We start from the raw sequence: 14058 nt of genomic DNA, 5'->3' as shown, positions 1-14058 counted from the left end.
GTGGTCCTCCGGAATCGGGTCGACGGCCAGGCTACGCCGAGCCGGTGGCGGCTCGGTCCACGGTGGCCGTCGGGTCGCCGCGCAGCACCTGGTCCACGTCGAAGCGGATCGGCCGGTCGAGCTGGTCGTAGCGGCAGGATCGGGGGTCGCGGTCCGGACGCCACCGAACGAACTGCGCGGTGTGCCGGAACCGTTCGCCCTCCATGGCGTCGTAGCCCACCTCGACCACCAACTCGGGGCGCACCGGCTCCCACTCCAGGTTCTTCGTGCCGGTCCACCGGCTGACCCCACCCGGGATGCGTTGGCCACGCTCGTGGTCGCCGTGCACCCACGGGTGCTCGCCGCCGGTGTCCCGATAGGGCGCCAGCTCGTCGAGCAACTCGGCGCGGCGGGCCATGCTGAACGACGCGCTCACGCCCACGTGGTGCAGGACCCCGGCGCCGTCGTAGAGGCCGAGCAGCAGCGAGCCCACCACCGGGCCGGACTTGTGCCAGCGGAAGCCGGCCACCACCGCGTCAGCGGTGCGGGCATGCTTGACCTTGAACATCAGTCGCTTGCCCGGCTCGTACGGCAGGTCGGCCGGCTTGACGATCAAACCGTCCAGCCCGGCGCCCTCGAAGACGTCGAACCAGCGCCGCGCGGTGTCCGGGTCGGTGGTGACCTGGGTGACGTGCACCGGCGGGCGCACCCCGGCCAGCGCCTCGACCAGCCGCTCCCGGCGGCGCGGGTAGGGCTGGTCGAGCAGTGCCTCGTCACCGATCGCCAGCAGGTCGAACGCGACGAAGTCGGCCGGGGTGGTCTCGGCCAGCATCTTCACCCGGGACGCGGCCGGGTGGACGCGCTGGGCCAGCAGCTCGAAATCCAGCCGGGGCTGGCCGCTCGGCCCGTCGCGCCGAATCACGATCAACTCCCCGTCGACAGCGCAGCGCTCCGGCAGTTGCCGGCGGGCCTGCTCGACCACCTCGGGAAAGTAGCGGGTCATCGACTTGCCGCCCCGGCTGGCCAACTCGACCTCGTCGCCGTCGCGGAACACGATGCACCGGAACCCGTCCCACTTGGGCTCGTAGGTCACCCCGGGCGTGGTGGGCAGCTTGGGAACGCTCTTGGCCAGCATCGGCTCGACCGGCGGGTTGATCGGCAGGTCCACGCCGACCAGTCAATCAGACGGTGCCGACAGTCGTGAGGCAGATCACCGTGGATGGCCGGGCGGCGTGTCCGCCTACGCGCCGCTCGTCCCCACCGGGCGAATCGAATAACCCCAGGTCAGAGCTACTTTCGCGAGGTGTCCGAGTGGGTCTGTGACTGCTGCGGGCGGTGGCGGGTGAGCGTCGAGCTGATCCGGGGCCGCTACCGCTTCCGGCTGACCCGCCGCTACCCGGAGCAGTTCGGCGGCGGCCGGAACGTCCTCGGCGAGGTCGGCTCGGTGCCCGAGCTGGAGGAGCTGTTGCGTCGGCGTACCCCGCTCACCCTGGCCGACCTGCGCGAGGCCGCCTGATCCGCGCGGTCGGCGTGATGCGGTGTGCCCCCGGGAACTTCCGGTTGCCAGGCCCGATCTGCCTCCACTGAGGAGGGTCGGACGGGATCCAGCTCCGGTGTCACAATGCTCCCGGCGGCCTCGTCTGCACCCGTGGCGGTGCCGAGCGGCGTCGCCGGGGAGGGGACGCCATGCGGTTCGAGGCCGATACCGAGATCGCCGCGGATGCCGAGCAGGTCTGGGCGGTGCTGGTCGACGTGCCCCGCTGGCCCGAGTGGACGGACTCGGTGACCCGGGCCGAGCGGGGGGAGCCGGGGCCGCTGACCGTTGGCGCTACCGCACGACTGACCCAGCCGAAGCTGCGGCCGGCGGTCTGGCGGGTCACCGAGCTGACCGAAGGGCGGGAGTTCGTCTGGGTCTCCGACGCGCCCGGTGTGCGGACCACGGGGGAGCACCGGCTGCTGCCGCTGCCCGACGGGCGTACCCGCGTCGAGCTGGTCATCAACCAGTCCGGCCCGCTGGCCGGCCTGATCGGCCGGCTGTACGGCGGGCTGTCCCGCCGCTACGTGCGGATGGAGGCCGACGGGCTCAGGCGTCGCTGCGAGCGGGGCTGACGGCCGGCTTCTCCAGGATGGCCAACGAGATGCCGTGCGGAGACGGGCGGTGCGAGACGATCCGGTAGCCGTGCCGCTGGTACAACCGCAGGTTGCGCACGCTGTCCGCGCCGGTGAACAGGGTGAAGCGGGCCGCCCGGCCGGCGCAGGCCCGCTCGACGGCGGTGAGCAGTTGCGCCCCGACACCCCGCCCCTGCTGATCCGGGGCGACCGAGAGGCGGCCGACGTGCGCGGTGTCCCCGTCCAGGTGGGCGCGCACCGAACCGACCAGCCGATGCCCCAACCGGGCGGCGAGCACGATGCTCGGGCCGGTCAGCACCGTCACGACCTCGTCCAACGTCTCGGTCAGCGGAGGCAGGAACGGATCGGTGTAGTGCTGCGCCTCGCTCAGGTACGCGGCGCGCTGCACGGTGAGGATCTCGCCGGCGTCCACGACACCGGCCGGAGCGATGCTCGCCTCTGCGTTCATCGGGGCAGCACACCACAGCCGCCGTCGCCATCGACGGGCGGCCCGACCGCACCCGCCGTACCCTGACCCGTGTCCGGTCGAGGTCCAGGGGGCAACGGTGGCCGAACTGACGTACCCGGAGGTGGGGTCGACCCGGCACGGGCGGCTGCCCGGCGGGTACCACCACCTGCGCCACCGGTATCCGTTGCCCGCAGGCTGCTTCGAGACCGCCGCCGACGCGGTGCTGAGCTGGCGGCTGCACCGCGCCGCCGGCGTCCGGATCCGCACCGACGCGCCGCGGGCCACCCCCGGTGTGCTGGTGACCTCCGGCCTCGGCGTCGGTCCGGCCCGCGTCTGGGGGCCGTGCCAGGTGGTCTGGAGCGCGGACTCGCCCACGCTCGCCGGTTTCGGCTACGGCACCCTGCCCGGGCACCCGGAGCGGGGTGAGGAGGCGTTCGAGGTCGTCCGCGACGACGCCGGCGCGGTCTGGTTCGAGGTACGCGCCTTCAGCCGTCCGGACCGCTGGTTCACCCGCGCCGGAGGCCCGGCGGTCCGGGCCGTGCAGCACGCGTACGCCTGGTGGCTCGGCCGTACCCTGCGTCGGCTCTGCGCGGATCGCTGAACACCCTGGCGGCGAAGCGACTCAGAACCGGGCGCCGAAGCGATTCAGAACCGGGCGAACGAGCGGATCGGGGCGCGCGGGCCGTACTTCGGTGCCCGGATGCCGGCCGCCTCCAGCAGCAGACACACCCGGCCCCGGTGACCCCGGAACGGCTCCAGCAGGGCCATCATCCGGGCGTCGTCGCCCCTCGGTTCCTCGGCGAGCGCCCAGGCCACAGTGTTCGGGATGTGGTAGTCGCCGACGCTGACCGCGTCCGGGTCGCCGTACGCGATCCGGACCACCTCCGCGGCCGTCCACGGCCCGATGCCGGGGATCGCTGTCAGCCGGCGGGTGGCGTCGGCGGCGTCGGTGCTGCGCTCCAGGCGGTCGGCGAACGCGGCGGCGCGACGGAGCGTGTCGGCTCGACGCTGCTCCACCCCGAACGGGTGGAACACCCAGTACGGGGCGGCGGCCACGGTGGCCGCCTCGGGCGGCAGGAGCAGCGGCTGCAACGGGCCGGGAGCCGGCTCCCGGAAGTGCCGCACCATCGCCGCGTACGCCCGGTAGGCCTCCTTGCCGGTGACCTTCTGCTCGAAGACCGCGCGCAGCAGTCGGGGGAAGACCTCCCCGGTGGCGGGCATCCGGAGGCCCCGGTGCTCCCGGGCCAGCCGGGCGACCAGCGGGTGCGCCGCGGCCAGTTCGGTGAAGCCGGTCAGGTCGTCGCGCAGCCCGGCGATCGCGTCGGCGCGGGCAAGGACGTGCTCGGCGCCGGGCCCGTACCCCTCCGCGAGCAAGTCGCCGCCGGCCGGTCGCAGCGCGAGCGTCGCCGGACCGTCCGGGGTGCGGGTGGCCCACCAGAAGGTGCCGGCCGCCACCCGGGCGCACGGGTCGTACGGGCTGAAGGTGAGCGCGCGGACCGAGGCGGTCAGCCGGTAGCCGACCGGTGGGTGCAGCACCCTGGTCGCGGCGGGTTCGGTAGCGGTCACCCCGCCACTCTGCCAGGTCACGGCGGGGGCTGACGACCGCCGTACCGGTCCGGCCGGGGAACCCACCCCGGACACGACGGTGGCCGGTCGCGCCCTCCCCGGCGACGACCGACCACCGTGCAATCGTGGGCGACCAGGCTCAGTACGAGTAGCCCGAGCCGCCTGCGTCGTTCGAGCCGCTGTCCGCAGGCGGTGCGACCGCCTTCGGCGTGCCCTTGGGCAGGCAGCTCAGGTTCTTCTTGCCGTCCGGCTGGACCACGAACCAGGTGCCACCGACAGCCTGGCCCTTCCACTGGCCGGGCTTCTTGTCACCGATGTAGCGGTAGACCGGCCAGCCGGCGATGGTGAGCTGACGGGTGCCGTCCTGCCGGGTCACGCTGCCGACCTTGTCGTCAGAGACGCCGGTGAGCTCCGGGTTACCGTCGGTCAGTGCCGGGGGCCACACCTCGGCGCACTTGTCGACGCAGTTCGACGACGGCGGGTCGGCGGTGTCCTTGTCGAAGCGGTACAGGATCCAGCCGTCCTGGTCGGTGACCACCTTGCCCATCCGGGCGACACTCTTACCGACCAACTTCTCGGTCAGGTCGACGTCCGCGGGCGGGGCGTCGGCGGCGGGCGCCTCCGGGGAAGCCGAAGCCTCAGGTTCAACCGTCGCGGTGGGCTCGGCCGCGGCGACGGCGACCGGCTCGGCCGCGCTCGAGTTCGCCCCGTCGTAACCCGCGGGAGCGCAGGCCGTTAGTGCGACCATCGCGCTCGCGACGATGACGGTCCGCTTCATCTGTGCCACGTGCCCTCCTCATTCTTGACAGTTCACCCATAGGTACGGCGGGCAGGCTGTCAAGGTTGAAGTAGTAACAGTGGTCAATTTCACGTAAATTGATTGAACCGTTTCCGGCCGCCGTGCGTACGCCCCCGCAAGGGACCCTTCGTCCAACGACAGATCGGCGCCGGTCATTGTGACAATGACCGGCGCCGACGCGGTAGGCGCGCTTACATGGGTACGGTGACCAGCGGACTCGCCACGCCGTTGGCATCCACCGACTGCACCTGGAGCTGCTTGATGTCCTTCGGCAGAGCCGACGTCGAGGCACTCAGTTCGAGACCCTGCGGCCGGGTGTTGGTGCCATAGCCGCCCTCCGGCACCGACCAGGTCGAGATGACCTCGGTGGTGGCGTTCTTGCGTACCACCACCAGTCGGCAGATGCGTGGGCCGGGCAGCTTTCGCAGGCTGAAATTGATCCGGGTGCCGTAGTCCTTGGTCACCAGGAACATGGTGGTCTGCACACCGGTGGTCGGGTCGGTCGCCTCGACCTGGTCGCCCTCCACCTCGGTGCCGCCCACACCCGGGCCGCTCGGCGCGGCCGTCGGCACGCTCGTCGGCGGATCGTTGGGCGCGCTCGGCGTCGACTCGGCGAGCACCCCCGGCGGCTGCTCGTTGCCGGTCACGCTGACGAAGCCGTACCCGCTCAGACCGCCGAAGACCACCACCGCGGCGGCCGTCGCGAGCAGGTGACGAAACCGGGTACGCCGCCGGTCGGCCCGGACCGCGCCGAGCGTCCGGTCCAGCAGGGCCGGGTCGGTCGCCGTCTGCTCCAGCGCCATCATCGTCTCGCCGTCGATGTCGGAGAGCAGCCCGACCACCGGCACCATCGTCTCCAACTCGGCCGCGCACGCCCAGCAGGTGGCGAGATGCTCCTCGAACCGCTCAGTGTCCTGCTCGTCGAGCACACCGAGCGCGTACGCCGCGACGTCCATGTGGTCCGGCCGGCTCATTCTGTCACCCCCCGCTCCTGCAGAGCCGTGCGCAGCGCGCGCAGCGCGTAGTAGACCCTCGACTTGGCGGTGCCGAGCGGCAGGCCCAACTCCTCGGCGGCCTCCGGCACCGTCCGCCCCCGGAAGTACGTCGAGATCAGAATCTCCCGGTGCGACTGACTGAGCGTACGCAGCGCGTCCGCCACCGTCATGGTCCGCAACACCCGGTCGGTGCTGTCCGCCTCGGCGAACGCGGTGAGGTCGCGGTCGTACGTCTCCGGCGGCCGGGCCTCCTGGCTGCGGTGCTCGTCGATGGCGATGCGGCGGGCCACGGTGACCAACCACGGCCGCAGCGAACCCTGCCCCTGGGTGCCCAGGCGGTGCGCGTTGCGCCAGGCCCGCAGCAGCGTCTCCTGGACGATGTCCTCGGCGCGCTGCCGGTCCCCCCCGGTGAGGCGCATGACGAACATCAGCAACGGGCCGGCGTGCTCGGCATAGAGCTGACGGATCAACTGGTCGGAGTGGCTGGCCTCGGTCGTCGTCGCCTGATGGCGCCCGGGCGCCGGTCGCGGCGTCACCGGACCATTCTGGCGAGGCGTCGCCCGCGCGTCGACCCCTCGGGCAGACGAGGTTGACCGTGACGAGGGTCGCGCCGACAACCAGTCAGCGCGTACCGCGTCGCCATGCCAACCGGCCGCCACCGCGTGCATGCAGACCTCCGGGATGTCCGTGACCAACGCCGGCCCACGAGGTGGGCCGCCCGGTGGTACGCAGCGCCGGCCCCAGCGGATCAACAAACGACCAAAAAATTTCCCCGCCGCTGTCGAGTGGACGGTCAGCGGCGTACCGAGAACAGCCCCGGCGGTGGCGGATCGGAGCCGGTCGCGTCGGCGTCCCGCACCACCTGCGCGCCACCGACGAAGCGGTCCAGGTCGTCGCCGGCCACCACCCGGCCGGGGAACCAGTCGCCGGCAGCGCGTCTGGTCAGCTCCGGCACCGGCGGTGTGGACCGCCCGGCGACCAGCACCAGATTGCCGTACCGGCGTCCACGCAGCACCGCCGCGTCCCCGACCAGACAGGCATGCGGCAGCACCGAACGGACAGTGGCGACCTGCCCACGGGCGTGCCGCAGCGGCGGACCGTCGGCCAGGTTCGCCAGATACCAACCGGCGGGGCGAAGCACCCGGGCCACCTCGGCCGCGTACTCCACCGACGTGAGGTGGGCCGGCGTACGCGCACCGGCGAACACGTCGGCCACCACCACGTCGTAGCTGGCCTCCCGGGTGGACGCCAGCACCGCCCGGGCGTCCTCCACCCGGACCCGCAACCGGGCGTCGGACGGCCACGGCAACGCCCGACGGACCAGCTCCACCAGCGCACCATCCACCTCGGACACCCGCTGGGTGGAACCGGGTCGGGTGGCGGAGACGTACCGGGGCAGGGTCAGCGCGCCGCCACCCAGATGCAGCACCCGCAGCGGCGCACCGGCCGGTGCGATCAGATCCACTGCGGCGGCCAACCGCCGCACGTACTCGAACTCGAGGTGGGTGGGGTCGGTCAGGTCGACGTGCGACTGCGGCGCGCCGTCCAGCAGCAGCGTCCACGAACCGGCCCGGTCCGGAGCCGGGACGAGCTCCGCCAGCCCGGTGTCCACCTGCTCGACCACCCGGTCGTTCGCCCGTTTACGCCCCACCGGAACCAGTATCCGCGCTCATCGGGCGGCGCGGGCCGCTGCGGTCAACGCACGGTGCAGCAGCCGGGAGTCGCCGAGCAGGGCCCGCAACCGGCGCTCCAGGCCCGCGATCGGGATCAGGTTCTGCGGGGCCCGCGGATCCTTGTACGGGGTGGAAGCGAAGCGCGGCAGGGTCACCAGCGACAGGTCGGCCAACTCGATCGCCGCCTCGACGGGCAGGTCGGCGGAGCACTCCACCCGGACGATGCCCGCCCATGGGGCGCCGATCGCCACCGGCAACCGCAAATACCACGACCACCCACCCCAGGCGGTGCCGAGCCGGAACACCGGGGATCGCTCACCCGACGCCATGCCCGTCACCACAGCGGTCAGCCGGGCATCCAGGTACTGACTGTGCTGCGTCTTGATGTAGCCCAGGGTGCGCGGCAACTGCCGCCGACTGCGCAGCGGGCCGTCCACCACCAACAGGTCACCGTCGACCCGGGCGGCGTCGGACACCGCCACCTCCAACGCGGTGAGCGGGCCCTGCACGGCGGCCGGCAACTTCGCCAGCTCGCCGGTGCCACCCACCCGGTGCACCGGGTAACGGATCGCGCCCGCCACCACGTCCTGCGCCGACGGGCTCGCGGTGAACAGGCCCCGACCGACCCGGGTGCCCGCCAACTGCGCCGCACCCCGCCCCAGGTCACACCGGACGACCCCGGCCGCGTACGAGGCGGCCAACCCGGGGAACGACAGGCCGTCGGTCTCCGCCGTCCAGATGCTCGCGTCGATGCGGCGAACCCCGTCGACCAGCAACACCACGTCCGGTGCCCGCACCCCGGGGCGTACCCCGATCGCCCGCCAGTCCACGGCGGGCAACTCCACGTCCGCGTCGACCTGCGCGCTGCTCGGCGCGGCCGGCCCGGCGGCGGACGCCTCGAACGACGCCCCGTACGCCGGATCCCACGAATCCACGAAGAACGCGGGGTCGCCCGCGCTCACCGGGCTGGTCCTTCGTTCGCGCCTGCGGGGCTCCGCTGCGCCGCACTCCTCGCGCTCACCGGCCCGTCCGCTCCACGCGCGCGGACCGGGCATCCTTGCGCACCTCGAAGCGCACCGGGATCCGCTCGGCCAACGCCGGCACGTGGGTGACCACGCCGACCATCCGATCGCCCCGGGCCGCCAGGTTCTCCAGAGTTGCCGCAACCGTGTCCAGGGTGGCGGCGTCGAGCGTGCCGAAACCCTCGTCCAGGACGATCGACTCCAGGCTCGCCGCCGTGGTGGACATCCCGGCCAACTGCTCCGAGAGCGCCAACGCCAGCGCCAGCGACGCCTGGAACGTCTCACCGCCGGAGAGGGTGCGCACTCCGCGACGCAGCCCCGCGTCGTGGTGGTCGACCACCACGAACTCGCCCTTGTCGTGCACCAGCTCGTACTGCCCGGAGGACAACTCGCGCAGGATCCCCGACGCGCCGTCGACCAGCAGATCCAACGCCTCGGCCAGCAACCACCGCTCGAAGTTGTTGGCCCGCAGGTGCCCGGCCAGCGCGCGCGCCACCTGCGTCTCACGCTCGTGCCCCGCCCGCTGCTCGCGCAACGTCCCGGCCTGCTCGCGACGCTCGTGCAGCCGCCGCCGGTCGGCGTCGGCCCGCTCCACCGCCACCGTCGCCGCGTGCACCGGGTCGTCCCCGACCGGCACGTCGGCCGCGGCGAAGATGCCCGCGATGGCCCGCTGCACCCCGTCGGCCACCGACTCGGCCTCCGCCACGGCGGCGGCCCGACCGGCCCGCTCGGCGCGGCGGCGGTCCGCCTCGGTCGTCGCCCACTCGGTCAGCGCCGCCCACGCGGCAGCCACGTCGTCCCGATCGGTCGCCGGCGGGCCGAACCGGGCCAACCCGTCACGGGCCGTGTCAAAGGCCCGCCACGCCGCCCGCAGCCGCTCCTCGGCGGCGTCCACCCCGGCCCGGGCCTGCCGAGCGGTCTCGCGGCCGGCCCGGACCGCTGTCGCCGCCTCCTCCAGCGCGCGCCGCAACCGGGCGTGCTCGGCCAACTCCCGACGCAGCACGGCCGGCTCGGCCGCGCCGGAGAGCTGCCCGTCCAGCTCGGCCAGCCGGGCCTCCATCTGCTCCTGCCGGGCTCGCGCCTGCACCAGCAGCCGCTCCAGCTCCCGCGCCGCAGTGTCCCGCTCCTGCACCGTCGCCTGGGCGGCCTTGGTCGCGGCCCGCGCGGCCTTGCCCGCCGCCGTCGCGGCGGCCACCGCCGAATCGGCCGGCACCGCCGGCACCACGGCCACCCGCTGTTCGCACACCGGGCACGGCGCACCGGCATGCAGGTGCACCCGCAGGCTCACCGCCAGGTCGGTGGCCTTGGCCTCCTCGTGCGCCCGGAAGGCCGCCTCCAGCTCGGCGTCGGCCCGCTCGGCGACCACCCGTGCGGCGGCCAACGCCGCCACCGCGGCGGCGTGCTCGTCATTCGCCGCGCGCACCGTCGCCCGGACCGTGTCGGCCTCGCCGGCCAGCCGCTCCCGATCGTCGTACGCCCGCAGCTGCAGTCGCAGCGCGCTCTCGTCACCGGCGGCGGCCAGCTCGCCGCGCAGCTTGTCCTCCCGCTCCTCGGCCAGCGACACCCCGGTCGCCGCCGCCTCGGCGTCGGCCCGCGCCGCGGCGACCGCCCGAGCGACAGCGGTCACCCCGGCCGGCGCGCGCACCCCGGTCAGCACCGTCAGCTCGTCGTCCAGCGCGGTCAGCGCCGCCGCGGCCTCCCGTGCGGTGACCCGGGCCGCCGCCAGCTCCGGTACCGCCTCGGCCACCGCGGCGCCCAGCTCGGCCATCCGCTCCACCCGGGCGTCGGCCTCGGCCAACGCCTCGTCGTCCACGCCGGTCAACCCGGCGAGCACCTGGTCGACCGCCTCCAGCCGGGCCTCCGCCTGCGCGGCGCGCGCCGTCGCCTTCTTCTGCACGTCCTCGTAGACGCCGAGGCCCAGCAGATTGACCAGGATCTGTTGCCGAGTCGCAGGCTTGGCGTGCAGGAAGTCGGCGAACTGCCCCTGTGGCAGCACCACACAGCTGGTGAACTGCTCGTACGGCAGCCCGACCGCCTCCAGCACCGCCTGCTCCATCTCGGCGGGGGTGCCGGCCACCACCTCGCCGAGGTCGTCCGGACTCAGACCGGTGTCCAGTTTGGTCACGTCGAAGCCGGCCGGCATCAGCTGCAACCCGGCGTTCGCGGTCTTCACGTTGCCCCGACCGTCCCGGCGGACCACCCGGGTCGCCACGTACCGGGCGCCGCCGGACTCGAAGACCAACCGCACCCGCGCCTCGGTCGCCGACGGCGCGAGCGCGTTCGCCAACCCTCGGGCGCCACCCCAGCGGGGCACCATGCCGTAGAGGGCGAAGCAGATCGCGTCCAGCACCGTCGACTTGCCCGAACCGGTCGGGCCGATCAGCGCGAAGAAGTCGGCGTCGGTGAAGTCGACTGTGGTCTCGTCCCGGAAGACCGTGAAACCGGCCATGTCCAACCGCATCGGACGCATCAGTGATCGACCTCCTCGAAAAGCTCGTCGAAGAGCTCCCGGACACCCTCGTCGGCGTGGCCCCGGCTGTCCAGGTAGTCGGCGAACAACTCCCGGGGCGAACGCCCCGACCGCTGGGCGATGCGCGCGCCGCTGCCCTGCGCGGCCAACAGCTCCGGGTCGATCCGGATCTCCAGGGCCCGGGGGAGCAGCTCCTGGACCTCCTCGCGCAGGCCGGCGCGGGGTTGCTCCCGCACGTACACCCGCAGCCACGCGTCCGGTGCCTCGATCTCGGCGAGCTGGGCCAGGGTGCCCCGCACCGTCCGCAGCGCGCTCGCCGCCGTCACCGGCACCTCCCGCACCCGGGCGGCGGTGCTGGCCGTCACCTCGACCATCGTCACCGAGGGGATGTTCTCCTGCTCACCGAAGTCCACAGCGAGCGGACTGCCGCTGTACCGCACCGGGCAGGGGCCCGCCACCCGCTGCGCCCGGTGCAGGTGACCCAGCGCCACGTAGTGCGCGGTGGCCGGGAAGACGGTGGCCGGAACGGCGTAGCCCAACACGGTGTGCGCGTCACGCTCGCCACCACCGGTGGCCGCGCCGGTCACCGTCAGATGCGCGGTGACCAGGTGCACCCGGTCCGGTTCGGTGAAACCCTCGGTGAGTCGCCCCAGCACCCGGCCCAGGTGGTCGGCGTACGTCTGGTTGGTCTCCGCGGCGGTCAGCTCGTACATCTCCAACGCGCGCACCGCGTACCGCTGGGACAGGAACGGCAACGCGGCCAGTCGCCACCGCTCGCCACCGGCGGTGGTGCCGTCGATGACGTGCTCGTCCGGGTTTTCCCGCACCCCGCCGCGCAGCGTGATGCCGGCGGCATCGGCCCACGGGCGCAGCGCGTCCAGCGCCGGGCCGTTGTCGTGGTTGCCGCCGATCGCCACCACGTCCGCGCCGGTCCGCCGCAGCGCCGTCAACGCCCTGGTGACCAGGCGCGTCGCCTCCGAGCTGGGCGCGGCGGTGTCGTAGAGGTCACCCGCGACGATCACCAGATCCGGCTGCTCGGCACGGGCGATCTCGATCACCCCGGCCAGCACGGCCTTGTGCTCGTCGGCCCGGGACTGCCCCTTGAGCACCTTTCCCACGTGCCAGTCGGACGTGTGCAGGATCTTCATGGCTGAGCTGGCCTTCCGTTCGCGACTGCGGGGCTCGCAAGCTCACTCCTCGCGCTCACCTGTGCCGGCCCTCCCTAGAACGGGATGTCGTCGTCGGTGCCGCCGCCGGAGCCCACCACGGCGAACGGGTCGGCGGACTGGGTGATCGAGCGCAGCGTCTCCGAAGGTGCCCGGCCCGCCTCGGAGACCCGGGTGGCCCAGGCCGGGAACGGGAACTCCAGGCAGAGCGGCACCGGGATGTCCGGCTGGTTGACGAACATGGTGCCCGGCTTGGCCAGCAACGCCCGCTGGCGCTGCGCGGGCGGCAGGAAGCCGTACTCCGGGCGGGACGCCTCGGCCGGGTCGAGCCGGCCGACCACCCGGATCGCCGAGTTGGTGACGATCCGCCGCTCCACCTCGCTCGCCGTCTGCTGGGCGCCGATCAGGATCACCCCGAGCGAGCGGCCCCGCTCGGCGATGTCCAGCAGGACCTCCTTGATCGGCGAGGAGCCCTCCCGGGGGGCGTACTTGTTGAGCTCGTCGAGGACGACGAAGAGCAGCGGCTTGGCGGTGCCGGACTTCTCCTTGCGCTCGAACTCGCTCTTGAGCGTCACACCGACCACGAACCGCTGCGCGCGGTCGGGAAGGTTGTGCAGGTCGACCACGGTGACCTGGGCCGACTCGCTCGTGTTGATCGAGTGGGGGCGGCGGGTGGCGAGGTCGCCACGGATCAGCCGGGCCAGGTCCTTCTTACTGCCGATCAACCGCCTGGCGAACGCGTTGACGGTGCCCAGCCCCACCGCGCTGCCCGCCCAGTCGGAGCGGGTCTCGTCGTCGTTGAGCTGATCGACGATGTGGTCGACCAGATCGCCGTAGGAGCCGAGCCGGACCCCGTCGATGCTCACCCCGCCGTCGGCGGGCTGGGCGTAGCGGGCCAGGTGCGCGGCCACCGAGTGAACCACCATCGTGTACTGCTGGCGCTCGTCGTCGGCGTCGGCGAAGACGTACGGCAGCAGGCGGTCGGTGCAGAACTCGCTCAGCGTCCAGTAGAAGGCGTCGACACCGGTGAGCCGGCTGCTCACATCCGGCGTGCCGGCCGAGTCGCCGACCCGGGGTGGCGCGTACACCCGCACGTCGGGGAAGGCGCCGGCGCTCAACCCGAGCTTCGCGTACGCCGCGCGGGTGGGATCGTCGAGGCGGGTGTTGGGGTGGTCCAGGAAGAGCAGGTCCTCACCCTTGACGTTGAAGATCAGCGCCTTGGCGTTGACCGCGTCACCGCCCAGCACACCGGAACGGAAGACCGAGTAGAGCAGGAAGGTGGCGAAGCTGGTCTTGGTGGCCACCCCGGAGATGCCGGAGATGGAGACGTGCGCGCCCCTGCTGCCGTCGAGGAAGTCGGCGTTGAGGTAGACCGGGACCCCGTCCCGACCCATCCCCATCGGGATGCGCCGCTCCATCCGGTCGAAGTGCAGCGCGCGGGCCCGGGCATCGCCCTCGGCCCGGAACACCACAGCGCCCGGGGTCGGCGGCACGTACAGCTCGGGATCGACCCGGGTGGTGGTGACCTCGGCCGCCTCCTGCACCTGCGCGGGCAGCGTGCCGTCGGCGATGGCGAACACGTCGGAGTCGAACTGGGCGCCCTCGTGCCGAGCACGGACCTGGGTGACAACCCCGGCGATCGTCACCGGCTCCCGGTCCGGCAGCTCCCGTCGCGTGACCACGACGTCGTCGAGCTGGAGGTAACTGCCGGGCGCCACGGCCGTCCAGAACTGCAACGGGGTGGCGTCGGCGGTGCCCAGCACCCGCCCGACAGCCTCGCCCGGGCTGTCGAGGTCGGCGTCGGTCATCG

General features: G+C 73.1%; 14 protein-coding genes. 3 read left to right on the top strand and 11 right to left on the bottom strand.

The annotated features are described in order from the left end of the window. Positions 1 to 31: 31 nt before the first annotated feature. A complete protein-coding gene (locus tag OG598_RS18590) occupies positions 32 to 1147 on the bottom strand; it encodes an ATP-dependent DNA ligase (protein ID WP_328650355.1) in 1116 nt (371 codons plus the stop codon). A 135-nt stretch (positions 1148 to 1282) separates the two neighbouring features. Between OG598_RS18590 and OG598_RS18585 the strand changes: the two genes are divergently transcribed. Both OG598_RS18585 and OG598_RS18580 read left to right on the top strand, forming a co-directional pair. Next, complete coding sequence (locus OG598_RS18585; protein WP_328650354.1) at positions 1283 to 1495, top strand: hypothetical protein; 213 nt, start codon at positions 1283 to 1285, stop codon at positions 1493 to 1495. A gap of 170 nt (positions 1496 to 1665) precedes the next feature. Then, a complete protein-coding gene (locus OG598_RS18580; RefSeq protein ID WP_328650353.1) occupies positions 1666 to 2088 on the top strand; it encodes an SRPBCC family protein in 423 nt (140 codons plus the stop codon). Here the strand turns inward: OG598_RS18580 and OG598_RS18575 are convergent. Further along, positions 2063 to 2557, bottom strand: coding sequence for a GNAT family N-acetyltransferase (locus OG598_RS18575; RefSeq protein WP_328650352.1), 495 nt, complete (start codon positions 2555 to 2557; stop codon positions 2063 to 2065). The two genes, OG598_RS18580 and OG598_RS18575, sit on opposite strands and share 26 nt — an antisense overlap. A 97-nt stretch (positions 2558 to 2654) precedes the next feature. Between OG598_RS18575 and OG598_RS18570 the strand changes: the two genes are divergently transcribed. Next, complete coding sequence (locus tag OG598_RS18570) at positions 2655 to 3158, top strand: DUF1990 family protein (protein WP_328650351.1); 504 nt, start codon at positions 2655 to 2657, stop codon at positions 3156 to 3158. A gap of 44 nt (positions 3159 to 3202) precedes the next feature. Here the strand turns inward: OG598_RS18570 and OG598_RS18565 are convergent, their stop codons facing one another. From OG598_RS18565 to OG598_RS18525, 9 genes are all read right to left on the bottom strand, one after another. Then, a complete protein-coding gene (locus OG598_RS18565) occupies positions 3203 to 4123 on the bottom strand; it encodes a DNA-3-methyladenine glycosylase family protein (RefSeq protein ID WP_328650350.1) in 921 nt (306 codons plus the stop codon). Positions 4124 to 4262: 139 nt separating this feature from the next. Further along, a complete protein-coding gene (locus OG598_RS18560; RefSeq protein WP_238678867.1) occupies positions 4263 to 4910 on the bottom strand; it encodes a hypothetical protein in 648 nt (215 codons plus the stop codon). 203 nt (positions 4911 to 5113) lie between these two features. Continuing rightward, positions 5114 to 5896 carry an anti-sigma factor family protein gene (locus OG598_RS18555; RefSeq protein ID WP_328650349.1) on the bottom strand — a complete coding sequence of 261 codons (783 nt, stop codon included), beginning with the start codon at positions 5894 to 5896 and terminating at the stop codon, positions 5114 to 5116. Next, positions 5893 to 6585, bottom strand: a complete 693-nt coding sequence (locus OG598_RS18550) for a sigma-70 family RNA polymerase sigma factor (RefSeq protein WP_091400696.1) — start codon at positions 6583 to 6585, stop codon at positions 5893 to 5895. The genes OG598_RS18555 and OG598_RS18550 overlap by 4 nt, the downstream gene beginning before the upstream one ends. A 125-nt stretch (positions 6586 to 6710) precedes the next feature. After that, a complete protein-coding gene (locus OG598_RS18545) occupies positions 6711 to 7568 on the bottom strand; it encodes a spermidine synthase (RefSeq protein ID WP_328650348.1) in 858 nt (285 codons plus the stop codon). A gap of 18 nt (positions 7569 to 7586) precedes the next feature. Continuing rightward, entirely contained in the window at positions 7587 to 8552 is a 966-nt protein-coding gene (locus OG598_RS18540) for a hypothetical protein (protein WP_328650347.1), read from the bottom strand. Between the two features lie 55 nt (positions 8553 to 8607). Further along, positions 8608 to 11082, bottom strand: a complete 2475-nt coding sequence (locus OG598_RS18535) for an SMC family ATPase (RefSeq protein WP_328650346.1) — start codon at positions 11080 to 11082, stop codon at positions 8608 to 8610. Then, entirely contained in the window at positions 11082 to 12230 is a 1149-nt protein-coding gene (locus OG598_RS18530) for an exonuclease SbcCD subunit D (RefSeq protein ID WP_328650345.1), read from the bottom strand. Before OG598_RS18530 ends, OG598_RS18535 begins: the two co-directional genes overlap by 1 nt. A 74-nt stretch (positions 12231 to 12304) precedes the next feature. Further along, a complete protein-coding gene (locus OG598_RS18525; RefSeq protein WP_112584990.1) occupies positions 12305 to 14056 on the bottom strand; it encodes an ATP-binding protein in 1752 nt (583 codons plus the stop codon). Positions 14057 to 14058: the final 2 nt, after the last annotated feature.

Source organism: Micromonospora sp. NBC_00330 (assembly GCF_036136635.1).
Taxonomy (GTDB): domain Bacteria; phylum Actinomycetota; class Actinomycetes; order Mycobacteriales; family Micromonosporaceae; genus Micromonospora; species Micromonospora salmantinae.
This window is presented reverse-complemented; position numbering and strand designations above follow the sequence as displayed.